This is a genomic window from Pseudomonas sp. JV449, assembly GCF_032424295.1.
GTDB classification, from domain to species: Bacteria; Pseudomonadota; Gammaproteobacteria; order Pseudomonadales; family Pseudomonadaceae; genus Aquipseudomonas; species Aquipseudomonas marginalis.
The window spans coordinates 16,402-40,074 of record NZ_VYKD01000017.1 but is presented as its reverse complement, the minus strand read 5'-3'; the positions used below and the strand labels follow the sequence as shown (position 1 = coordinate 40,074).

13 protein-coding genes and 6 pseudogenes are annotated in these 23,673 nt (G+C 50.1%); 7 read left to right on the top strand and 12 right to left on the bottom strand.

Annotated elements, in window-relative coordinates; all coding sequences use genetic code 11:
* Positions 1-10: 10 nt before the first annotated feature.
* Both F6S08_RS16690 and F6S08_RS16685 read right to left on the bottom strand, forming a co-directional pair.
* Positions 11-937, bottom strand: coding sequence for a sugar ABC transporter permease (locus F6S08_RS16690; protein ID WP_315871938.1), 927 nt, complete (start codon positions 935-937; stop codon positions 11-13).
* A gap of 59 nt (positions 938-996) precedes the next feature.
* Complete coding sequence (locus tag F6S08_RS16685; protein WP_315871937.1) at positions 997-2,307, bottom strand: sugar ABC transporter substrate-binding protein; 1,311 nt, start codon at positions 2,305-2,307, stop codon at positions 997-999.
* Between the two features lie 292 nt (positions 2,308-2,599).
* On the opposite strand from F6S08_RS16685, the gene F6S08_RS16680 reads away from it, so the two are divergent.
* The 3 genes from F6S08_RS16680 (at position 2,600) to F6S08_RS16670 (ending at position 5,545) form a co-directional block, all read left to right on the top strand.
* A complete protein-coding gene (locus F6S08_RS16680; RefSeq protein ID WP_315871936.1) occupies positions 2,600-3,550 on the top strand; it encodes an AraC family transcriptional regulator in 951 nt (316 codons plus the stop codon).
* A 61-nt stretch (positions 3,551-3,611) separates the two neighbouring features.
* On the top strand, positions 3,612-4,520 hold the full coding sequence (locus F6S08_RS16675; protein WP_315872023.1) for a carbohydrate kinase: 909 nt from the start codon (positions 3,612-3,614) through the stop codon (positions 4,518-4,520).
* A gap of 119 nt (positions 4,521-4,639) precedes the next feature.
* A complete protein-coding gene (locus F6S08_RS16670) occupies positions 4,640-5,545 on the top strand; it encodes a LysR substrate-binding domain-containing protein (RefSeq protein WP_315871935.1) in 906 nt (301 codons plus the stop codon).
* A 508-nt stretch (positions 5,546-6,053) separates the two neighbouring features.
* Here F6S08_RS16670 and F6S08_RS31490 read toward each other — a convergent pair.
* The 10 genes and pseudogenes from F6S08_RS31490 to F6S08_RS31465 form a co-directional block, all read right to left on the bottom strand.
* On the bottom strand, positions 6,054-6,917 hold the full coding sequence (locus F6S08_RS31490) for a methyl-accepting chemotaxis protein (protein ID WP_409999769.1): 864 nt from the start codon (positions 6,915-6,917) through the stop codon (positions 6,054-6,056).
* A pseudogene (locus F6S08_RS31485) lies at positions 6,912-7,694 on the bottom strand (MCP four helix bundle domain-containing protein); the annotation flags it as partial. The pseudogene F6S08_RS31485 and the gene F6S08_RS31490, both read right to left, overlap by 6 nt.
* Before the next feature lie 547 nt (positions 7,695-8,241).
* Positions 8,242-8,688 (bottom strand): hypothetical protein, encoded by a 447-nt coding sequence (locus F6S08_RS16660; protein WP_315871933.1) that lies wholly within the window; start codon positions 8,686-8,688, stop codon positions 8,242-8,244.
* Between the two features lie 262 nt (positions 8,689-8,950).
* Positions 8,951-9,991 carry a histone deacetylase family protein gene (locus F6S08_RS16655; protein ID WP_315871932.1) on the bottom strand — a complete coding sequence of 347 codons (1,041 nt, stop codon included), beginning with the start codon at positions 9,989-9,991 and terminating at the stop codon, positions 8,951-8,953.
* Positions 9,992-10,190: 199 nt separating this feature from the next.
* Positions 10,191-11,474, bottom strand: coding sequence for a 4-aminobutyrate--2-oxoglutarate transaminase (gene gabT, locus F6S08_RS16650; RefSeq protein WP_315871931.1), 1,284 nt, complete (start codon positions 11,472-11,474; stop codon positions 10,191-10,193).
* Between the two features lie 247 nt (positions 11,475-11,721).
* Positions 11,722-13,311 (bottom strand): PucR family transcriptional regulator, encoded by a 1,590-nt coding sequence (locus F6S08_RS16645; RefSeq protein ID WP_315871930.1) that lies wholly within the window; start codon positions 13,309-13,311, stop codon positions 11,722-11,724.
* Between the two features lie 156 nt (positions 13,312-13,467).
* A pseudogene (locus tag F6S08_RS31480) lies at positions 13,468-13,974 on the bottom strand (methyl-accepting chemotaxis protein); the annotation flags it as partial.
* Positions 13,975-14,322: 348 nt separating this feature from the next.
* Positions 14,323-15,411, bottom strand: a pseudogene (locus F6S08_RS31475) (cache domain-containing protein); the annotation flags it as partial.
* Between the two features lie 1,657 nt (positions 15,412-17,068).
* The gene (locus F6S08_RS31470) at positions 17,069-17,782 is read right to left on the bottom strand and encodes a methyl-accepting chemotaxis protein (protein WP_409999768.1); all 714 of its coding nucleotides are present in this window, start codon (positions 17,780-17,782) and stop codon (positions 17,069-17,071) included.
* Between the two features lie 144 nt (positions 17,783-17,926).
* A pseudogene (locus tag F6S08_RS31465) lies at positions 17,927-18,856 on the bottom strand (methyl-accepting chemotaxis protein); the annotation flags it as partial.
* Positions 18,857-20,373: 1,517 nt separating this feature from the next.
* Here F6S08_RS31465 and F6S08_RS31460 point away from each other — a divergent pair.
* The 4 genes and pseudogenes from F6S08_RS31460 to F6S08_RS16615 all read left to right on the top strand — a co-directional run.
* A pseudogene (locus F6S08_RS31460) lies at positions 20,374-21,462 on the top strand (cache domain-containing protein); the annotation flags it as partial.
* 87 nt (positions 21,463-21,549) lie between these two features.
* Positions 21,550-22,317: a methyl-accepting chemotaxis protein gene (locus tag F6S08_RS31455; RefSeq protein ID WP_409999767.1), complete on the top strand. Its 768-nt coding sequence runs from the start codon at positions 21,550-21,552 to the stop codon at positions 22,315-22,317.
* A gap of 133 nt (positions 22,318-22,450) precedes the next feature.
* A pseudogene (locus F6S08_RS16625) lies at positions 22,451-22,915 on the top strand (ArdC-like ssDNA-binding domain-containing protein); the annotation flags it as partial.
* A 237-nt stretch (positions 22,916-23,152) separates the two neighbouring features.
* The gene (locus F6S08_RS16615) at positions 23,153-23,521 is read left to right on the top strand and encodes a hypothetical protein (RefSeq protein ID WP_315871926.1); all 369 of its coding nucleotides are present in this window, start codon (positions 23,153-23,155) and stop codon (positions 23,519-23,521) included.
* Positions 23,522-23,673: the final 152 nt, after the last annotated feature.

Here is a 23,673-nt window from a genome sequence, read left to right as displayed (position 1 = left end):
GGCGTTGTCCTCAGGCTTTGTCGGTCAGGTTCTTGCCAATCATGCGCACCAGCACAATCGCCGCGATGTTAGCGATCACCACCGCAATCAGACCACCGGCCGAAGCCATGCCCACATCGAACTGCACCAGTGCCTGGTTGTAGATTAGATAGGCAAGGTTGGTCGAAGCGAAGCCTGGTCCGCCATTTGTTGTGGTGAAGATTTCTGCAAATACCGACAGCAGGAAAATCGTCTCGATCATCACCACCACCGCGATGGGTCTGGCCAAATGTGGCAGGGTCAAATGCCAGAAGATGGCCAGGGCACCCGCCCCATCCAATCGGGCCGCCTCTTTCTGCTCTTGATCGAGCGACTGCATAGCTGTCATCAGCAACAAGATCGCAAAAGGCAGCCACTGCCAGGAAACGATGACGATGATAGAGAAGAGTGGGTAATGAGCCAGCCAATCGATGGGCTGCGCTCCGAAGAACTTCCATACCGCTGCGAGGATCCCGGAGACAGGGTGGAAGATCAGGTTCTTGAAGATCAGCGAACCTACGGTTGGCATGATGAAAAAAGGCGAAATGAGCAACACCCTGACAATGCCGCGCCCAAAAAACTCGCTCGCCTCAAGCAAGGCTGCGATCAGGACACCAAAAACCACGCTGATCAGCAGCACGCTGCCCACCAATATCAACGTGTTAAGCGCTCCGGGAAGAAAACCCGAATCTGTCATGAAATAGGCAAAGTTCTCCAGGCCAACGAACTCGTTTTCCCCTGGATTGAGCAGGTTGTACCGGATCACCGAAAAATAAACGGTCATGGCCAGCGGCACGATCATCCAGAGCAACAAAAGTGCAACCGATGGCGACACCAGAAACCATCCTGGATTGATCAAACGGCGTGCGCGTGATGGCGCCGAGGCCGCAAGCTGGGCTCGAATAATGGACGTGTTCATGATTATTTACCTGTGCGGCTGTGACCGCCGACGCTAAGCCGGCGGAGGTAAGAGGCTATTTACTTTTTGGGATAGCCCGCACGCTTCATCTCCCGCTCGGTTGTGGACTGGGCAGAAGCCAGCGCTTGCTCAACCGACATTTGGCCTGTCAATGCAGCGGAGAAAAGCTTGCCTACAGATGTACCGATGGACTGGAACTCGGGGATCACCACGTATTGGATGCCCACGTACGGAACAGGTTTGGCGGAAGGCTGCGACGGGTCAGCGTGCTTCATCATTTGCAACGTTACCCGAGCAAACGGCGCGGCCTTGAGGTAAGCGTCACTGTAGGTCGAGATACGTGTACCGGGTGGTACGTTCGTGATGCCATCCTTATCGGTAACTAGTTGGATGTACTCTTTGGAGGTGGCCCAGGTGATGAACGATTTGGCGGCCTCTTTGTGCTTGGAGGTGGCAGGGATTGCCAATGACCAGGCGTATAACCACGAGGACCCTTTGTCGGTAACCTCGGTAGGCGCAGGAGCGAAACCTACGCTGTCGACCACCCGGCTCTGCTCCTTATCGGTGGTGAAAGATCCAGCCACGCTTGCATCAACCCAAATCGCGCATTTCCCACTGTTGAAAAGGGCCAGTGTTTCGTTGAACCCGTTACTGGATATTCCCGGAGGACCGTATTTCTTCAGTGTATCAACATAAAACGTCGCAGCTGCCCTCCACTCGGGACTATTGAGTTCAGGCTGCCATTTCTCATCGAACCAGCGCGCCCCGAAGGCGTTGGCCATGGTGCTGAGCAACGCCATGTTTTCGCCCCAGCCAGCTTTGCCACGCAAGCACATGCCATATTGATCCTTCGAAGGATCGTTGAGCTTGGCAGCGAACTCGCCCAGTTGCGACCAGGTCGGCTGTTCCGGCATCGTCAGCCCTGCAGCCTTGAACAGATCGGTGCGGTAGTACGTGATGGTGCTTTCGCCGTAGAACGGCAATGCGTAGAGCGTATCGTTAACGGACAGGCCTTGACGCACGGCAGGAAAGATATCGTCGACGTCATAGCCGGCCGGAAGATCCTTCATCGGCTCCAACCAGTTCTTTGCACCCCAGATTGGCGTCTCATAGGTGCCGATGGTCAACACGTCGAACTGACCACCCTGAGTAGCAATGTCAGTGGTCAGGCGCTGACGCAGAACGTTCTCTTCGAGCACGACCCAATTCAGTTTGATGTCGGGATGCTGCTGCTCGAAGACCTTGGATAGCCGTTGCATTCGGATCATGTCGCCGTTGTTGACCGTCGCGATGGTCAGCGTTTCAGCGGCGTGACTGGCAAGGGCGAATGACAGACCAGTAGAAAGAATTAGCGCATTCGTAATCTTCATGGGGCTCTCCGCTCCAAGCCAATCTGACCGGAGCTATTATTTTTGTTGTTGACCACTACAAAGCAAATTCTGACAACATTGCAGTGGTGGACGCGACGATTAGATCACCTACCAGATCCGCCCTCAAACGAATCCCGGACGCCGAACTGATACTTTTTTGACCTTGACATCGACATCAGTCAGGAATCAAAAAAGTATTACCATGCTGCAATAGTTGAGCTATCAGTGCCGGGTGAGATCGGCGTATGGTTAGCACATCCGATCCACAGAACAATTATAAAAGGGGCACAAGATGCCTGATAACCGCGCCGCTTTGTTCGAGCACCGACCAGCAGATCTTGAGGTCATCCTTCCTGAACCCGATCAGAGCTTTCGATGGTACGAGCACGACTATCCATACGATCTCGCCCGCTGGAACCACCATCCGGAATATGAAATCCACCTGATTCGGCAAGGAAGCGGCAAGCTTTTAGCCGGGGATTACATCGGGCCCTTCACAGCAGGACATGTCGCACTGATTGGCCCCGGTCTGCCCCATGACTGGATGGGGGACGTCGCGCCGGGAGAGCAACTCGTGGGCCGCGATGTGGTTCTGCAGTTTGATGGTGCCGCCCTGCTCGACCTCCAAGGTTCATTGCCTGAGCTATCGGAGCTGAAAACGCTGTTTGAGCTGGCACAACGTGGGATCGAGTTTACTGGGGGGACGGCCATTGAGGCCGCTTTGCTGCTTGAGGGAATCGGCGAGGCGACCGGGCTTCAGCGCCTGATCATGTTCCTGCAACTGATAGGCACCCTTGCAAGGGCGCCAAAGCGAGAGACTCGGGTATTGGCCAGCGCCTGCTACTCGCCTTCATTGAACGAACGCAGCTCGGAGCGAATTAATCAGGCATTCGACTACTTGATCAATGAGCTCACATCCGACGTCCGGCTAACTGTCATCGCCGAGCGAGTTGGGATGAGCGAGGCCGGTTTCTCGCGCTTTTTCAAACGAATCACTGGTCACGGGTTCATGGACCTGATGCGCAAGCTGCGCATCCAGCGTGCATGTCGGCTACTCGTCCAGACACAGCTCACGGTCGCCGAAATCTGCTTCGAGGTTGGCTACGAGAACGTCTCCAATTTCAATCGCCATTTCCGTCATGAAATGCATCAGACGCCCAGCGACTACCGGCGCACTACAGCCGTGAAACTCTTCAACCGAGACAGTCTTTACCCATCGCTACCGATCACGCAGGTACGGTGAGACCGCGCCTATCGATGGCGGGCACGATAGGCCCCCCTGCCGGATACAAGAGAGGATGAATATGCAATTGCCGAGTGTTGTTGTGTTTGGTGAAGCTCTGACCGACGTGGTTCAACACTCGCCCGGAAAGTGGCAGGGCTATCCAGGTGGCGCGCCTTGGAACGTGGCCCGCGCAATGAGCCGCCTGGGCGTGCCCACCGCATTCGCTGGCTCGATCAGTACCGACTCATTGGGCGATGAGCTCGCACAGCAATCGAAGGCTGCCGGCTTGGACATGAGATTCCTCCAGAGAGTTGACGCTGACCCTCTGGTAGCGATCGTGCCCTCCAGCCACCCTCCCCGGTATTTCTTTGCGGGCGAGGCCGATCTACTATTTGATGTGGACCAACTCCCTGCAGGTTGGTTGGATGCGGCTCGACTCTGTCACTTCAGTTGTATCAGCCTTGCCCGTCAGCCATTGGGGGACAGGCTTGTTGAGGTGGCCAGGAGAGTAAAGGAAGAAGACAAGCTGATTAGCTATGACCCGAACTGGCGCAACCTTATGGACACTCGCTACCGCGAGCTGACTTTCCCGGCCATGGTGGAGCTTGCAGATATCATAAAGCTTTCGGATGAGGACCTTCGCCAGATATACCCTGGATTGAACGAAGAACAGGCCCTTCGAGAGTTGCGGACAATGAATACTCGTACGCAGATTCTTTTCACCCGTGGAGCAAAAGGCATGGTGTTGTATGATGCCAACCTGAAATTTGAACAGTCCGCGATCGCCGTTGAAGTCTCTGATACAGTGGGTGCAGGCGATTCGAGTATGGCCGGCTGGCTCGCATCGACGTTTCTAGGCATCGAAGAACCGCACGCACGGTTGGAGTTCTCCGCTGCTTGTGCGTCGGTGTCTTGCTCGCATGCCGGGGCTTACGCGCCTAGTCGTGAAGAGGTGAACACCTTGCTGTCAAACCGCATGCAACACTAGCGCGGATTTTCGCATTGAGCACCGCCATCTTTCAGAGGGCGGGTATCCTGAGTTTGAGCTAATTCGAACAGCAGAATAAGCTGCGGGCTAGTGTTAAAAAATAACACCAGGAAATTGCCATGAACCTCTATCGGACGCCTCCTCTCAACGCAGTTCGTGCTTTTGAAGCGGCAGCGCGTCTGGGCAGCTACGTTGCAGCTTCTCAAGCGCTCCATGTCACCCAGCCCGCAATAGGCAGGCACGTTAAAATTCTGGAGGAGTGGCTTGATGTCCAGCTATTTAATCGTACTTCCAGGGGAGTGACGCTGACCGCGGAAGGGGCGGAATATTTTAAGGCGGTCACCAAAGCTTTTGAGCTCTTGGCAGAGGCCGGCGCTTCGGTCTCAAAGAAGCCTGAGGAGCGATGGCTTCGAATTATCTGCGCCCCTGCTTTCGCTTCGCGCTGGCTGACACCTAGGATCGCGCAGTTACGCAGACTTCGGCCAGGACTCAAAATTTCTATTGAGCCCAATTTTTCTTTCACATCGGTTGATCCAGCGAGAGCCGACCTGGGGATAGCTTACGGATTGGCTGAGAGCCTCCCAGCCACCAAAGAGCTACTTATCAAACCTCTTGCGTTTCCCGTCTGCTCACCAGCTTTTCTCGCAAGCCTTTCAAGCAAACCTACGCTGGCAGACCTTGCTTCGTGCCAGCTTATCCACACCGACCATGGCAATTACTGGAATGCATGGTTCGCCGCAAAAGGACTGAACACGCGTGTCAGTACTGACATATCACATGTCAGTGCTGATGTAGTGCTAAACCAAGCACAGCGCGGGCTCGGCATCGCTTTAGCTAACGAATTACTGGTAGCGACAGAATTGATTGATGGCTCGTTGATTCGATGCCCCGAAGAGTCAGCTCTGATGGGAGGCTACTATCTTCTGACACCGCCGCAAGCGATGGCAGAAAGTACCGAATGGTTCATAAACTGGATTAGAAACACCTTGATGGAAGCCTTCCCTAATTCAACTTTCAAAGAATGAGTAGCAGCTCTTTTTGTAAGCTCAGAGAACCGGATAGCTCTTATGCTATCCGACTGCATAAAGCTAATCATCGCCGCGGTCCGCTTGCAACTGCGCAGCTACCCAGCAAATCGAGCCGCCGCCCCCCCGGCAGCTCACAGAACCGTACGTGACGCTTCTGTCCTAGGGCTCTTGATCAAAAATTTAATGTACGCGGTAAATACCAATGCGCGCTTGGGTTCTCTCCTTGAACAAGGCGCAGCCGATGCGGCTCTAAGCATAACCGGTTCCAGATGCGGAAGATGATCGCGCAGGCGGTCCAACTCAGTGAGTGTCTGACCATCACATACTGGCGAGCCAAGATTGCGGCGTAAATTCTGGAATGCCATCCACACCAGTTCCACAAGCGCGATCGGGACGAATTCCAGAGCGATAGCCCACGACTAGCAGAACGGATCATTGTAACGGTCTGGACAACATATCTTCCTAACTCCATCGCTTAACGCGATGGTGTCCACCTATACACCGATTACAACTTGAACTTGCCTAGCGTTCTGTTTAATGTCGTTGCTAAACGTGAAAGCTCGTGGCTTGAGGCAGTAATTTGGTTGGCACCTGCAGCTGTTAGCGCCGAAATATCCCGGATGTTGACTAAGTTTCGATCTACTTCTCGAGCGACTTGGGCCTGTTCTTCGGCTGCGCTGGCAATAACCATATTTCGTTCGTTGATTTGGTTGACGCCTTCACTGATACGCTCTAAAGCTAATCCTGCCTCAGTAGCAAGTAACTGGATACTGTGAGCCATATTTTTGCTCTTCGCCATTGACTCAACGGCTTCGTCAGCACCAGTGTGAACCTGACTGATCATCGTTTCGATATCGCGTGTTGAGGCTTGCGTACGGTGAGCAAGCGCCCGTACCTCATCGGCCACGACGGCAAAACCCCGTCCCTGCTCGCCAGCACGCGCAGCTTCGATGGCAGCATTCAGCGCTAACAAATTGGTCTGCTCTGCGATTGAACGAATCACGTCAAGTATCTTAGTGATGTCACGGATCTGGCTGGCCAGTGTTTCGACTCGCAGCGTCGAGTGGGTGATATCTGTAAACATCGCTTTCATAGCATTTGCAGCTTGCTGCACCTGTTTCTGACCGCGGATGGCCTCGTCAGCGGTGTCGCTGGAAACCCGCGAAGTGCTGACGGCATTGTGCGCCACCTCTTCAACAGCGACGGTCATTTGATTGACCGCGGTCGCCGCTTGCTGAATTTCGTCGTTTTGGCGTACCAAACCTCGGGTACTTTCCTCCGTTACTACCGTCAGTTCCTCAGCGGCCGAGGCAACCTGGTCCGACGCATCAGCAATCTGCTGCACGGTTATTCTGAGGTTGCCTTGCATCTCAGACAAAGCTGTTAGTAACTGTCCCATTTCGTCTGTGCTAGTTGCCATGATAGGTTGAGTCAAATCCCCTTCGGCGATTAGGCTTGCACCCGCCACAGACTTATGGAGAGGTCGGGTGATCAACTGTGTGACTAACAACCCCAAACCTATTGAGCATGCGACGGCAATGAAGGTACCGAGTACCAAAACCCAGGTAACTTGTGAACGTGTTTCTTTACCGATCTGAACCAACTCGCCCGCTTGTCGAGTATTTGATTCAATGATGGTGTTAAGCTCACTCATTAACTTGGTATAGATTGGGTCGACTTCAGCATCCGCAACCTTACCAGCCTGTTCGACATTGCCAGTTTGGAGCATTTCAAATACCTTCTGTGCAGAGACTACATAAGCGGGCCAGTCCCGATCGAAGTCTCTGGCAGCGGCGGCCTCATCATCGTCGAGCGGGGTGGTGAGGTAGATCCGAAACTCTTTGTCTGCTTCCACTTGGTTGTTAAGGAACGATGCGATAGCAGTGTTTACCTGATCGCCTCTCATTTTTCTATTCGCAAACTCAAGTGCAAGGTGTAGGTCACGATTTGTGGCGACAATCCGGGCTTTAGCTGACGCGGTTTTCTGCAGCGAGAGAACGTTGTTTCCGACTGCGCCTTCCAGCAACACGAAAATACGCTGACCGCCTAATTGACCCAGCATCGCAACCGCCACCGTAATGACTGCGCACAGCCCGAAAGCAGCGAGCAGCTTTGATTTAAATTTTATGTTCTGAATAAGCGACATCTTGGCACCTAGGAGGGAAAAATTGGGTAAGGAGTATCATTTTGTCCGCAGACACGGCATTATTTACTTGAGATTTTTGCACCATCAATAAGCTGATACATTTCCAAAATAAATTCAGATGTTGAACTAAGCATCACTAGAGGCACTTCGAAAGCAAAAACAACTAGTGGCACAACTCAAGAAAACAATGTTCAATTTCAACAAGGAGATCTCGTCAATATTTCATCCGAGGCTTAGGGACCAGCACGCCGTTAACAAACTCCTGTAGATTCAAGCTCTTTCTAGATGTCAGACCCCATTTAAAAACATAAAACACGGACAAGGCTCTATGACTCAGCGAGCGTTTAATTCAGAGATAACATTATGCAGAGATTAGACGCTGCGGAAACTTTAATCTCAGCATGACCGCAACCAATTTACTATCTGGCAAACAAATCATCTACTGCAGGTCATCAAATCTCAATCGCCACCTCCTACAAAAAAATGAACATCACATCCAGCAAAATATCGACTTCGGACTGAGTCTGCTCGTCTAGCTAGCGGTGTACTAGAGGACGCCAAAACGTGCAACAGACGAGCTGATGTATTCAAGACCATCTTTTACTGCTTTACATATTCTATCCAGTTCATCGATAAGACCCTCTACAGCATCGACAAGTCCCGGTGAAAGCTGAACATGCTCATAAAATCTTTTAAAAGATATTACCTCACTTCTAATTTCATCTAGGCGCCGGCCAATCAGACCAAGTGCTCTTCTAGTCATGCGTTCGAACACTTTAATTTCCGATGCAAAGGCTTCATACGAGCGCTGGAGCGCGATGGTATCAACCGCCACACCTGCCGCCAAATTATCCCTTACTTTAATATATTGACCCTGAAGCATATCAATATTGTCGTAAACCTGATTCACGCTATCCAGTATATTTTGCATCCTGTTTAAGATCTCACGAATCTCATCCCCAACAGTAGCAATGAAGCTGTCCACTTCTCTCACGTTAAATTGACCTTTTTGATAATGATCCGAGACCTGCGCGGACTTTGTTGAGCGCTATAGGGCTGATGCACAGCAGGTCATTGGTAATACTTAGCCAAGCCCTGCTGTGACTTATTTAGTGACCTACGCTTGAATATCCTCCGTAACTGATATTTTTAACAAACATCTTACGGACAAGTAGGTCTGCTTTTTTCGTTAGACTTAGGCGAACCTCAGCGTCAGTGAGATCCCGATTAGGGGCTTTGAGCCTCATTTAGTCAGGCTATCCCGCGAGAGATCCCCTGGACGAGTCAAATCCGCCTAATACAGCTTTTAGGTTTTCGCCAAGAATTTCGCTCAGATAGCCACCTTCCTGCACCAAGGTAGTCGGCCACTTGGTGCTCCCTAAGAGCTGGCCACAAGCGAAGAAGCCGCGAGTTGTGACTGCCAGGGCACCGTTTGGATCTTCCTCAGAGGCGTCTAGTCCCAAGGCTACGACTAGGGCTTCAACTCCTTGACGCTGACAAAACTCGAGCGCATAAGCGATCGCATTGAGATAAATCTGATCACCTGAGCCATGGGGTAACGGTAGGTTAAGATTATATCCCAATCCGGCGCTGACGCCCGTTTCGTCGGCATACCCAGCATAGTAAGGCATAAAATTGGATGGGTCGGCATGAATCGATACGGTCACGACATCCTCATTGCTATAAAAAACATTCTGTGTGCCGTTGCCGTGGTGAACATCTATATCAATCACCCCCACCCGACAATTAAGGGTGTCCCGCATATACGCCGCGGCAACCGCTGTATTATTAATAAAGCAAAAACCGCCAGCGCTTTCGACTGAAGCATGGTGTCCAGGAGGACGGCAAAGACCATAGGCATGACCATGGGCGATCGCGTGTTTTGCTGCACTTAATGCTATATCCGAACTTGCCATGACCGCCTCATAGGTACGTTCATGGATGGGCGTCGAGAGGTCAGCCATATGAAAACCAACTTGACCAATAATATGCTTAGGATATTGATCCATTTCTGGCCTTTTAAAATGGGACGGTAATATATGCTCCAACCCCGGCTCAATTTCGGATCTACGATCCCATGCCTCCTTAAGGAAGCTGAGGTATCGACTACTATGAACTTTTTGAATGGGCTCAATGCCAAAAACGCCTGCCAGCTCAATGTCATGCCCGGCAGTGAACGCGGCGTTGAGTAGCAGTTCGTATCGCGCCGGCTGCTCCAGATGAGGGATAGCCTTACCACGGCGAAAATAAGTAACCGGCGCGTGTAATAAGCTAGCTGGCGAATGAAAAACCTTCATGATTATATACCTGCTATATCTATATCAGTGCTAAAATTTAGTCTCAGTGAAACGTGGCTTGTGTTGAAACTTCCTATCAGGGCTATCTTGATCACATGCGACTCAAAACTTAGAGTATCTTGCTTTCTCGTTGCAGTGTGAGATAGTGCTCACTGGGCGACTCCAACATAAATGTTGCAACAATACGTGCCTACGGCCTTTATGCATTGACGGCAACCAACGCCCTTTCAAACATGGCAAGAGCTTTTGCCACATCTTGCTCTGAAATCACCAGCGGGCAAATGAATCTCACCACGTTACGGTAAACGCCACATTTAATTAGTAACAAACCCTCTTCGCGCGCAGCGTCGATAACATTTTGTGCCATTGTGGCATCAGGCACTTTGCCGATACGATCGCTTACAAACTCTACAGCAGCCATGGCACCGATGGCACGTACGTGACCTATGGATTTGAATTCGTTCTCAAACTTGGTAAAACCAGCAAGAAGCTGCTCTCCAATGCTTCGGCTGCGCTGAAGTAAATGTTCAGACTCAAAAATCTTTATAACTTCAAGCGCAGCCACACAACCTAGCGGATTGCCACCATAAGTACCTCCTAAGCCCCCTGGAAGAGGCGCGTCCATGATCTCCGCCCGTCCAACTACTCCGGAAATAGGCAAGCCTCCTGCCATACTTTTAGCGACAGTTACGAGGTCAGGTTGAATGCCCGAGTGTTCGAAGCCAAAAAGCTTACCCGTGCGCCCAAAACCGGTCTGTATTTCATCGCAAATTAGGACAATCCCTAACTCCTGTGTTTTCTTCCGCAGCGCGTGCATAAAGTCAACAGGGGCAGAGATGAAACCTCCGTCACCTTGGACTGGTTCAATAATAATTGCCGCCACTCTGTCTGCGGCGATCTGCGTGTCGAAAACTTCTTGGAGAGCGGCCAAAGCCTTTTCGGTAGAGACGCCCCGATAATCATTAGGAAATGGGGTGTGATAAATATCTGGCGCAAGCGGACCGAAGTTCTGTCGATAGGGTTGGCTCATACCAGTAAGGCTCATACCCATCAGCGTACGCCCATGAAAACCTCCACGAAATGCAATCACACCCGGGCGATTAGTATAGGCGCGTGCGATTTTGATCGCATTTTCGACTGCCTCAGCACCGGTGGTTAAAAATACTGATTTGTAATGTAGAGACCCGCCGATCAGGTTGTTCAGTTTGGCCGCAAGCTCAATATATTGATCGTATGCTGTAACTTGAAAACATACATGCGAGAACGTTTCAAGCTGCTTTCGTACAGCCTCGACCACCCTAGGATGATTGTGTCCAACGTTGAGCACTCCGATACCCCCCACAAAATCGAGGTACTTTTTACCCTGGTCGTCCCAAATGTAGGCACCTGCCGCCCGACTCACTTTAATCGGATGCGCAACGGCGACGCCGTTGGATATATGCTGACTACGAGTGGTCGCAGGTGAAATTTGTTTCGGAATCATTATTGGTCACCATTGTATGTCGGTTCTCGAATCGTACCGAGCCATCCATAGCCATAGATACGCTCGACAAGTAGCAAATAAAACCTAAAGGTTAGTACCCAAACTACGATTTTTAAGCTCGGATGGACCGTTTAAACTTTACCAGGTACTGTCAAACAGGTAATTTTTCCGCTAAAAATGTTCCCTCGGATTACTCAGAAGGCTTGCTGAACCAGTACGTTACTTTCCGACTGTCACGTCACCGCATTCAGAAGGCTTCGGAAACCAGCGAATGCATTTGAGCAGCAACCTGCAGACGAAACCGGTCATCCGGATTATCTAAGGAAATTTTTAGAAGTTTTTCAATTCGCTCAATCCGGTACCGCAAGGTGCTTATATGAATATTAAGTGCACGCGATGTATTTAACAGCTGAAACCCTTCATTGGCGAGACAAAGTACGGTATCGACAAGAGAGTTACCACGCCGCGGATTTTTCAACGGGTCAATCAGCTTCTTAAGTAAGAGAACGCGGGCATCAGCATCCCCCATCAAAGCGCGAGGAAAGAGCACCTCCTCGAAGTCGTGAATACATCCTGGTTTCAAATATGGGATCAGTGCCACAACATCCTCCGCCCCCAGAGCCATTCCTGCGACTCCTTGGTGAATCCTACTCACAGCCATCGCACACCCTTCAATCCGTACCGATCTCCACACCATATTGGGTGATACCTCCGACGGAAGCAGAAAGCTAACGTGGTTCGATGAAACCGAAATTAGCGGCACAACGTTAAGACACCGTAGCTTGGTGGAAACACGGTCAGCCATTTTTGAACGACGGTCGAGCCCTTCACCTGAAAGCGGTATCGGCTCATTTAGGAGTACAAGGCATACCCTGTAATCCCTAGTCTCGCTCCAACCAGAGCTCTGCGCTCGCTCTACTGCGCTTGGTGTAGCAGAAAAATTACCCTCGAGCAGTCCATCTACAAAAGCGTAGCCAAGACGAGTTTCTTGATCAGTGAGCTGACGCTGATACGTAAGGTGCAAGGCTGCGATGACCACGGCATGCTCTAGAGCACGAATGTCCAGTTCACTAAAATCCCCAGTCTCGCTAACTAGCCAGATAACAGCAACAATTTCCCCACGCAATCTAACTACGCCTCCCACGCGTCGTTCGTTTGGGCGGTCGCTCACCGTCAGGGGAGACGAAATATTCTCTCCAGACAGCTCGCTCGCCCTGCGCGCGTCAATCATTCTAATAAAACGCCGCTCATCATCTTCGCTTACTGGCCCGCCTGATGCTCCGAGAAGATCCCCCTCGATAGAGACCACTACCGCCCGCTTTTCTAAGGATGCGTGTAATGCACGCGCTAACCCGGCAAGGTTGTTTACCTCTAACGCCGCTTCCGTCAATGTACGGTGAATCAGGTCTGACCGCCTGATGACCTCTGCCTGAACAACAATTATGCGGGCGAGTACATCGTGCATTATGTCACTGAACTGGATGCCCCATGGAAGTTCTAGCAGCGGCAGCTGACAAAAGTTGGCCTCTTCAATAGTAGCGCTTGAGAAATGCTCTCGAAAATGCGGGACAGCCATAACAACCCCTGCCAACCCGATTTTGCTAAGTTGTTTTACCAGTTCCCTCGATTCGTCATCGCATTCTGGCCAGTTATAACCGGTAGTCAAGAGCAGCTCTCCAGGCTTTACCCAGTTACAGATCTCTGGATGGTCGACAATGTGGACCCACATCATTTCTCGACTCATAGCGTCGGCGCCGGCCACCAACTTGGCCTTACTTAGCTCAGTGTGTTCAATCGCGTCACTGAGCCTCATAGCTCCTTTCATCAGAGTGGTCATCACCGCCCTCTCATTTATAAAAAAAACTTTCGAACTTTCAAGATTGCGGCCTTTTGCGTTGACCACGTTGATTCACCGGGACACGTTTATAGCCTTCGAATCCAAGGACGCGTTGCTTTTTTCAAAGGCTGTACACGTCATTGATCCAACGGCACGTCAGGTCTTAAAGCGCCGTACTAAGACGTCCAGTTCGGTGGATAGCTTCGAGAGGCGTGACGAATCCCGGCTCGTAGTCTGAGCGAGTACTTCCACATCCATCGAGTCTTCTTGAATCTGAGCAATATGACAGTTGATCTCTTCAGCCACCTGGTGCTGCTCTTCCGCCGCGGTGGCAATTTGTAGAGCTTGGCTCCGGATCTCCTCTACCGAATGACGGATGTTTTCGAAGCTAACGCGCGCCTCCCCTATAGAGGAGACGCTTGTCTGCGAGAGAGCCAAGCTAGTCTCGATGTGGCGTGTCACTTCTTGCGTTTTACGTGACAGATTTCCTAATAAATCATCGATTTCGCCTGTTGAATCGGCAGTGCGCTTCGCCAAGGCGCGCACTTCGTCTGCTACCACGGCGAACCCTCGACCTTGTTCGCCAGCCCGAGCCGCCTCAATTGCAGCATTGAGCGCGAGTAGATTAGTCTGCTCTGCAATACTGCGGATCGTATCTAAAATGGTGTTGATATTGCGGCTGTCCTGTTCCAGCACTGCCATTTCCTGCGCTGACTTGGTGAGACTGCCACTGAGAAGATTTACGTTGCTGGTCGCTCGTTCAATTTGACCACAGCCTTCCTGTGCTTTGTGATGACCCGCGTCCGCTGCGGTAGCTGCCTGGCTGCAAGAGCGGGCCACTTCGTTCGAGGTGGCGACCATTTCATTGAACGCGGTTGAGACCATTTCGATTGCTCCGCGCTGACGGCCAGCGACGTCGCTCATACTGTCGGCCGTCTGGGTGGTGGCTTCTGAAGCATGTCGCAGATCGGTAGATGCTTGGGCGATACTACCGACAAGATCGCGTATGCTTCCTAGAAATTGGTTAAACCACCTCGCTAAGGCTGCGGTTTCATCTTTACCTTGTACAACCAAGCTTTTGGTCAAATCACCGTCGCCCTGCGCGATCGATTCCAAGCCATCTGAGACACTGCGGATTGGACGGACGATAAATCCTGAAAAAAACGCTCCCATTAGCGCCAATACTAATGTTAGTACTGCTGTTATCGTAGCAATCTGCCAAGTCAAGCGATTTGCTTCAGCCATCACCTCATCGCGCTCGATCAGACCTATAAACCTCCAGCCCAACTGATTATCAGGGACCACATTTACCATATAGGTCGTACCTTCCAAATCTATTAGACCGGGCCCGCTCTTAATCCCGTCTAGATGTGAATAGGAAGCACCTAGATCGCTTAGCTTTTTGAAATTGTGCTCCGGCTGGCGGGGGTCGAATAAAACGTTGCCATCTCTTTCCACCACCATCAAAAATCCAGTTTCGCCAAGCTTGACACTTCTAACAAGATCTCCGAGCCGATCTAAAGAGACATCTAGCCCCACTACGCCGCGGGGAACTCCACTAGAATCACTCACGGTTCTGGCCGTACCGAGAAGGGCTGTATTTGCCTTGTCATAATAATAAGCCGGAGTACGAACCGTTTTTCCAGGCTGTGCCATTGCGGCCTTGTACCAAGGTCTTACCCGTGGATCATAACTGGATTGACTAGGGTCATCTGGCCAGACTACGTACCCCCCATCCGTCATACCCATTTTTAAGTAGGTCGTAGCTCTATGAGTTGCCACATAGGGCTCGAAGAATTGCATCACTTTAAGCCCGCTTTCAGTCATAGGGATCTGAGCAGCATTTGCGGAGGAAAAATTCTTCAATCCGCTGGTAGAAGCTATCAGAGCCTGATCTGCGATATAATCAATATCTTTTTCAATCGCTGAGAAAAACTGCTGCATACTGAGAATGATTGATCCCATATCACGCTTGCTGCTCTCTTGAAAATCCTCTGATGCCTGAGTCCGCAGCTTGAAGACTACAAGAATAGCAACCACAACCACAGGCAAGCAGGCCACTAAAGTAAAAAGCGAAACCAACTTTTGTTTTATATTCATGTTTAACCTCGTAAACTCAAGTCACCAAAATCGCTTTACTGTAGAAAGCCAACGGATCAGACAAGCACTTTCTGCGCCACCAAATTTTGACAAACCTTGCTGTAAACAATGGAAGCCGCTGCGGAGATCTAAAGGCTTTTAGTGTGGTTCAAACAGCTAAATATAACCCACAACACGAAAGGTTTAATCATGCGCCAGAGTTGAGCAATCCTGGATATACCGGTGAGAACCCTAAAACCAAACAATACAATCTGATAGAAGAAAACTTTTCTTCTATAAAAAAGTAAAAACCAACCAAATCAAATGCACAAACCATTAATCGAAGTATAATTCGAAAACGCTGCAAAAGCGCCGATAAGGCAAGTAAGCTAGAGTCATTCTTAACAGCTGTCTATAATCGTAAATCTGAGTCCGCTACTTAATTCCTAAGACCTCTCGCATAAAAGCGCTTGAGGTCAAAAATTCCGATAACACCATGAATGCAAAGTCATTTTTTCAGTTAAAATGGTTAGACCCCCCATAAGATAATGGCCAGCCACCCCCTCAACTGCCACAAGAACTGAATTGTCGAGAAAGATTTTGCTAGGCACTTGAATAGAAAATAGCCTATAAAATACATTCAGCAGCCAGCCCTTAAGTGCTCAAATCGAAGCCAATCGTAGTGCTCATCAATAGAGCCGCCACGCCGATGCTTGACCGATCGACATATGCAACAACATAGAGCAATAGAAAATAGGAAATTATTCGTACCGTAAATTTATTCGCGCCGTGTGGCTTTCAATTTTCATTCCATGCACTCACGTCCTGACCGATTTATACTGACCCTTAATAATATCCACTGGAAAGTGATAAGCGCACAACAGCAACTGTAACTGAGCTGTCAGCAGACACTATTTAATGGAAGGGTCCGCGCAAAACACAGACTCCAGCCCTTATATCCGGCACTACCAGTGGTGCTTGCTACGCCGTTAGCTAAAAGAAATTGGTTTGCGCTACCGCTCGGGACTTTATCCTAAGGCGTGTGGCACTGTTCTATTTTTGGTTCGCATGCTGGCTACCTTTGAAAGCGCCGTGGCTCTGACATTTAGTATCCCGAGTTCGGGCTAACTCGAAAAGCAGAATAAACTATGGTCTGGTATTAAAAAAACTAACATTGCAAGATCATTGCGAACATCTGTCGCCCCCCGTCCATGCCTTCCAAGCGGCAGCCCGCTAGGGCCGCCTTGCTGCACCCTCTCTAGGGCTTTAGCCTACAGCAAGCAGGTATGTTGATTCTGGAGGATTGGCTCGCGTCAAGCTTTCCAATCGTGTTTCTAGAGGCATGACGCTTACCGATGAAGGGACGGAATATTTTTAACGCGTTCACAAAAGCTTTTGAACTCTTGGCAAAAGCAGGGGCTTCTGTCTCAAAAAAAGCCTGAGGAGCGCTGCCTTTGAATCATTTGTGCCGCTGCTTTCGCTTCGCGTTGGCTGACACCTCGTATTGCATTAGCCAGCCCTCGGCCAGGACTTATTTTTACAAAGTCCCATTTTTTCGCATCGGCGATCTGTCGAGTGCTAGCTTGGCAGGACTTAAGGATTGGCAGACAACGTATCCGCCACCATTGCTCAACGGCCCAGATCAGATACTGCTTTTCTGATCTAGAACCACTTGAGTTTAAACCGAGAATTTACCTATCATCGTCTGCAGCTGTACGCCTAATCTGGCCAACTCAGTGCTTGAAGATGCTGTTTCCTCGCTGGCGGCTGCAGTTTGTTCTGATATATCCCGCACATGTAGGATACTTCGATTGATCTCTTCAGCTACGGCGCTTTGTTCTTCCACCGATGTTGCGATCTGATGATTAAGCAATTCGATCTCCGAGACTGAACGACTTATACTTCCCAAAGATAGGCCCGTCTGCCGAGTAAACTCAACTGAACTTTCTACTAACACTTGACTATCCCCCAGAATCGTAGCGACTTTATCGGTCCCTATATGTAAGCTTTGGATCAAGCTAGCAATTTCCTCTGTAGAAGTTTGAGTGCGCTGAGCCAGGCTCCTGACTTCATCCGCAACAACTGCAAATCCCCGCCCAGCTTCGCCTGCTCGCGCGGCTTCAATTGCAGCGTTGAGTGCTAGCAGGTTAGTTTGCTCGGCTACAGATTTTATTACATCCAGAACGCCCCCAATCTTGTCGCTTTCTAATTTAAGATTCGCCATCGCTGACATTGAATTGTCAACCTCATTAGCCAGCTTTTCAATTATGTCGATTGATTTGGCGACTAGCTCGTCTCCTGAGCGAGTCTCTTTGGAAGCGGCTACTGCCGCCGCTGAGGCGTGCTCTGCATTCAGAGCAACTTCTTGCACAGTAGCCGCCATCTGATTCATCGCCGTGGCGACCTGGTCGGTTTCCACCCTCTGGTTTTGAACACCCACGCTTGTTTGTTCTGTAACTGCTGAAAGCTCTTCAGCAGCACTGGCAATTTGCACAACCCCATCTTTCAATCCATTCATTAAGAGGCGGAGATTTAGAGTCATTTTTTGCATGCTGTTTTGAAGGCGACCAAGTTCATCGCGTCTGGTTGGTGGTTGATCGTACGTTAAGTCACCATTCGCCACTTTTTCAGCAATTGAAACCGTCAATAATAAGGGGGTTATTATCAGTCGTGCAATGATGAATGCAGCAAACACGCTGATAATAAGCGCTATGGCTAGCCCTATTGCCAACGCGTACTCTGCATCATGGATATCGACCTTACGCAACATGATTTGGGTTGAGTTAAGTTTGTCTGCAGCATCCAGCAAAATCTTTATATCAGCCGAGATACTACTTTGAGCTTGATCTATCTTTAGCTGTTCGCTTGCCAAGCTATTTAACGTATTTTGAAATCCTACCAAAGTGCTTTCAAAAACTTTGAGGCTTTCAGCGGGAAATGAATAACTCTCAAGGCTTTTAACATTTTCCAGCAGTGCAGCCAGTGAATCCTGTGCTCTGTCTTGAGCACTCTTGCCGCGAGTAAAAGTATATTCTCTGACGTCAAGCCTCATCTTATTATATTGCGCCGTGGTTACGCCAAGCACTGAACGCAAATCCGAGTTTCCATTTATCCCATTTGCAAACACTTCTAGCTTGTCTAATTCTTGCTTTGCAGATTCAGCAAATCGTGCGCGTAAATCGCGCGTAGCCTCCCTAGCCTCGGTACCTTTCACAACAATGAAATACTGACTCCGATAATCAACCAATACCTTTTTCATTAAATCAAAAAGAGAAATATTTACTGGAACATTAAAGTTAAGCCGAGTTTTATCCACGTGAGACTCTAGCAAGTCCAACGCATTGAGCCAAGACAGGGCATGCTCTTGATCAGAGTTCAAGATGTATGATAAACGCTCAATTCTTATGTCTCTCGTCAGCGCTCCTAGTTTTGAAATATCGCCAATTCTTTCACTGCGGTCGTTCATGATCGAAATGCCCGAATACCCAGTATAAGCGATCAAGACTGTTAGGATTATGATGAGTCCGAACCCGATTGACAGTTTCGACATTACAGATATGTTGGCCAGCACCCGACTTAATGTTTTAAGCATACACTCTCCAAAAAAAGCTAATTCCTGCAGGACTCTCTCCTGCCTACCAAATGTCCGGCCCATTACATGCCGCTAACAGAAAAGAAAATCTTAATAAACGTCAGCAGGCTTTCTAGACAAACCTATATGGCTTGAGACTCATTGAAAGCCCTAAATTTGATTTGCATGATGCTGGCATCGCGCAAACATCTGAGTTTTGCCGTCAAGCCGACCATACTGCGCCTGTGCGAGTAATCTAACGATTCACCCACCCTTTTTCCGATGCTTAATGGGGATCGGGTTGCACGTTCTGCAGTGGAATCGAGCACCCAGGCATTGAAGCCGATCAAAACTCGTTAATTCAAGCGGATGTAAATTCGGTTGAACATCTCGTCGAAGACCCCACGATTGCATTATCGAGAAAACGCTGACCAGAGGCCCAAACGGTTAGGCATGTCGCGCCAGAACAAATTACCATAGGATCAAGGGATCATCTGCAGCCATCTCTCAAGCTACAGGGAGGAGTCTGTACCGCCTTGCCAACGGAAACTTTCTGACATGAACGTTCAAAGTCTGACAGACTGTAGACCTTTAAGCCCCCTACTTTAAACAGGAGATTTCAACCGCCTACTCAGCCTGAAAATAGGTATGAAACCAAGCCGTATCAATATAGAAATTACTAGCGCTTTTACTGACTAGTTACCTAGCTATAGCTCACAGTATTTAGTTGCATGTTAAAAAAGATTATGATACATGAATACATAAATCCTCGCTGTAGATCTGAATGCACTCCTCGGTCTGCATTATTCACTAATCTTCTTTGACCACCGCCGAGACCCATTTCGATGCGAAGCCACGTGCGATTTCCGCGTCGGAGGATTCTGGCTACAGTCAGGCCTTCCATCGGCGTAGTGAGCCCTAGAACTATCCAGAATGTCGTGGCGACCTTAGAAACAGCGTAATAAGGCGGGGCTTTCTATCTTGCCTCGTGGAGCACGGGTGTGGATGTGCGGTCAGGCGATCAACGCGGCGATCGTTATCGACGCGTCCAAATACCTCCGCAGAACTTTTCGGCTGACGGCCAAGGCAGAATCGAGATCGTCGGACCGAGAGTGATTTGCGCTCAGCTTTAGAGGCAGCAGCAAGCCTTGGCTTAAAACTTGGCGCTGACCCAGGCACACAGTCGCTGTGCTGTAAGCGGTATATCGGTAACAACTCTTGCGGAGCGCACTCGGTATTGTCGGAAAGACCATAGAGCATTCCGAGCGACCAAAAATACTTATCTATAATTGTGAAATATTTTGGATCGGACCCGCCGATCAGTAATATTAGATTCAAGTTTATGGGCCGTAAGCCGATACAGCATTTAGGTTCAGGCTTGACTTGCTCGCTCTGCTCACCGGAGACTTAAAATGAATATAAAACATAAGTTGGTTTCGCTTTTCACCCTGACAGCTTGCATCCCGGTGTTTGTTGTAGCTGTACTGGTGGTTTTTAAGCTGCGCAGCCAGGCGTTGGACGATTTTCAGGAGAACAGCTCGAAGCAAATGGCTTTGGTTAGCCAGAGTATGGAAGGTTTTTTCACCGCCATCGCAAAGGACGTGGATTATCTCGCTAATCTGCCTTTTACGATGTCGCTAAGCGGGCTGAAAAACCTCACTTCACCAGAGGCCGCTCAGTTCCCCATGACGGAGAGCGGACGTGTGGCTATGAAATTCTTCGAGCCCTACGTGGCAACTCATAGGGCTACGACCTACTTAAAAATGGGTATGACGGATGGGGGTTACGTAGTCTGGCCAGATGACCCTAGTCAATCCAGTTATGATCCCCGGTTAAGACCTTGGTACAAAGCTGCTATGGCTGAACCGGGAAAGATTGTTCGCACGCCAGCTTATTACTACGCTAAGGCTAATACTGCGCTGTTAGGTACAGCGCGGACCGTAAGCGATGCCAGCGGCACCTTTCGAGGGGTTATAGGTATTGACGTGTCACTTCAACAACTTGGTGATCTAGTAAATAGTATCAAGCTGGGTGACACTGGTTATCTGATGGTCGTGGAAAGCAACGGAAATGTATTGGTAGACCCCCGCAATCCTGGGCACAACTTCAAACAGCTAAAGGATCTTGGTGGTGCCTATTTATTTTTGGATGGCATCAAAAGCGGGCTTGGACAGTTAAATATTGATGGCACTGACTACATGGTGAACGTCTACCCTAGCAACGAGCTTGGTTGGAGGTTTATCGGTCTAATCGAACGCAATGAAGTGATGGCCAAGACCAATACCCTTACTTGGCAAATCACACTCATAACAGCTGTTTTGGCATTAGTTCTTGCACTAATGGGCGCACTTTTTTCTGGGTTCATTGTCCGCCCAATACTTAGCGTATCGAATGGTCTGGAGTCGATAGCGCAAGGAGAAGGAGATCTGACTAAAAGCCTGGCCATTCAAGGAAAGGATGAAACAGCAACATTAGCAAGCTGGTTCAACAAATTTCTCGGGACGATTCGCCAGCTCATAAGAAGCATCGGGCAAGCCTCCGCTGAGTTGCAGCACGCATCGGGCAAGACCACCCAAACGGCGGAAAGCATGAACGAAGTCGCCGGACGCCAGCGCGAAGCAATCGAAATGGTCTCAACCGCGTTCAATGAGATGGTCGCCACCTCCAACGAAGTGGCCCGCTCTTGCAGCCAGGCAGCTACCGCAGCGGACGCGGGTCATTACAAAGTACAAGAAGGCTACGACCAGATAGAACTCGCCACCAGTAACGTTAACCGGCTGAGCGGCAGTCTGACTGAGTCAGCGCAGGAAATGGCGGTGCTGGAACAGGACAGCCGCAATATCAACACCATTTTAGATACGATCCGCAGTATTGCAGAGCAGACTAATCTACTCGCGCTTAATGCTGCAATTGAAGCGGCTCGGGCTGGCGAGCAAGGTCGAGGGTTCGCCGTGGTAGCAGACGAAGTGCGCGCCCTGGCGAAGCGCACTGCCGATTCAACAGGCGAGATCGATGGCCTACTAGGAAAACTTTCGCGTAAAACGCAAGAAGTGACACGCCACATCGAGACTAGCTTGGCTCTCTCGCAGACAAGCGTCTCCTCCATAGGTGAGGCGCGCGTTAGCTTCGAAGACATCCGTCATTCGGTAGAGGACATTAGAGGGCAGACGCTTCAAATTGCTACTGCTGCGGAGGAGCAGCACCAGGTGGCTGAAGACATTAATCGCCACATCGCCCAAATTCAGGATGATGCGTTGAGAGTCGAAGAGTTAGCTCATTCCACTAACCAAGACTCGTCACGCCTTTCGAAACTCTCGACTGAGCTGGATGGCCTCGTACGGCGTTTCAAGGCGTGATGATTTAATTACGCTAAAAGGCCGTCTTGCCAGCGAGGAAATTATCGACCACAGGGCCACCTCTGCCCTTGCTCCCTTTCTAACCCTCCCCGGCGGGCACGGCGTTCCTCCGTTTTTTCTCAAGGAATCTGCCATGCGCGATATCTACCAAGACGTAACTGACAAGATCATTACTACGTTAGATCAAGGCGTTGCACCCTGGATCAAACCTGGTCCTCACCTGGCAACGCTCACATCGGTCATCAACCCTACCCCGTCAACCCCATCACGCGACATCCGTATTCGGGCATCAATTTACCGCTGCTCTGGGCAGAGGCCAGATTGCAGGGGTTCACTCAAGACCGTTGGCTGACTTTCAATCAAGCCAAAAAAGCTGGCGGGCAGATTCGTAAGGGCGAGCACAGCACTCTGGCGGTGCTCCACAGGCCGATGAGCGCGAGGAAAAGACCTAGTCAGGCCAACCCGTACTCGATGAAAGCGGTCAACCCAGGATCACTCACTTCGGCATTCTCAGGACGCATTTTCTGTTCAACATCGAGCAAACGAGGGGCTCGAAATGTTCAATGATAATCTGCTCGAGACTGAACAGAGTGATCCACTCCAGCCCATCCTGTTTGTCAGCGCCGGCTACTGGGCCGGAGAAGCATTACAGCATTTCCTTGGCGACCTGAAACCTGATCGGCTGCCGATCTTCCTCTCGGTGATAGCCCTAGTCACCCTTGCGGCACTGATTAGATATCTACGAAACCGACCCAGGGCGTAGTAACCGTTTACGACCTCAGAGGTCTGAGTGTATGAAGTGCGGCAAAGCGACAAACCATTATGGAAAGAACTCATGAAATATAAAATTTCGGCTTCATTGTTAGCTTTAAACTTGAACGCTGTAGCAGCCCAACAGAATCTTGATCTGCCCAGTTGTGACCTACAAGGCCAGCGCGAATTTGTTGGTGAGATTGGTGGGAAGATCATTGATACCAGGCAAGCCCACATATCGGCGCGAGCAAATGTTCTGAGTGCTGATATCGGCACCACGCGAAAAGCACGCAGAATTACTCAAAGTGAAGCTGAACGCATGAGCAAAAGTATTGAAGAAATCCGACAGCAAACTGACCGTTTTGTAGAAGAGCAAGGTTTTTTGAGCGCTGCAGAGAGGGCGAGTTTTGACCGAGAATTCGATACCATCGCAATGCAGTTGTGTAAGTAGGAAACAGCGCCCAGCACCTGCTCGACAGCGGCAGTAGAAGAGCGTGATGTTCTCGCTCTCGAGGATAATGCAGGAAGGCGCCAGAGTGATTAATCATGCCGATGCCGGTCAGGCCAACCGTTACGCACTGCCGTCTGGTAATTGTGGAAGGG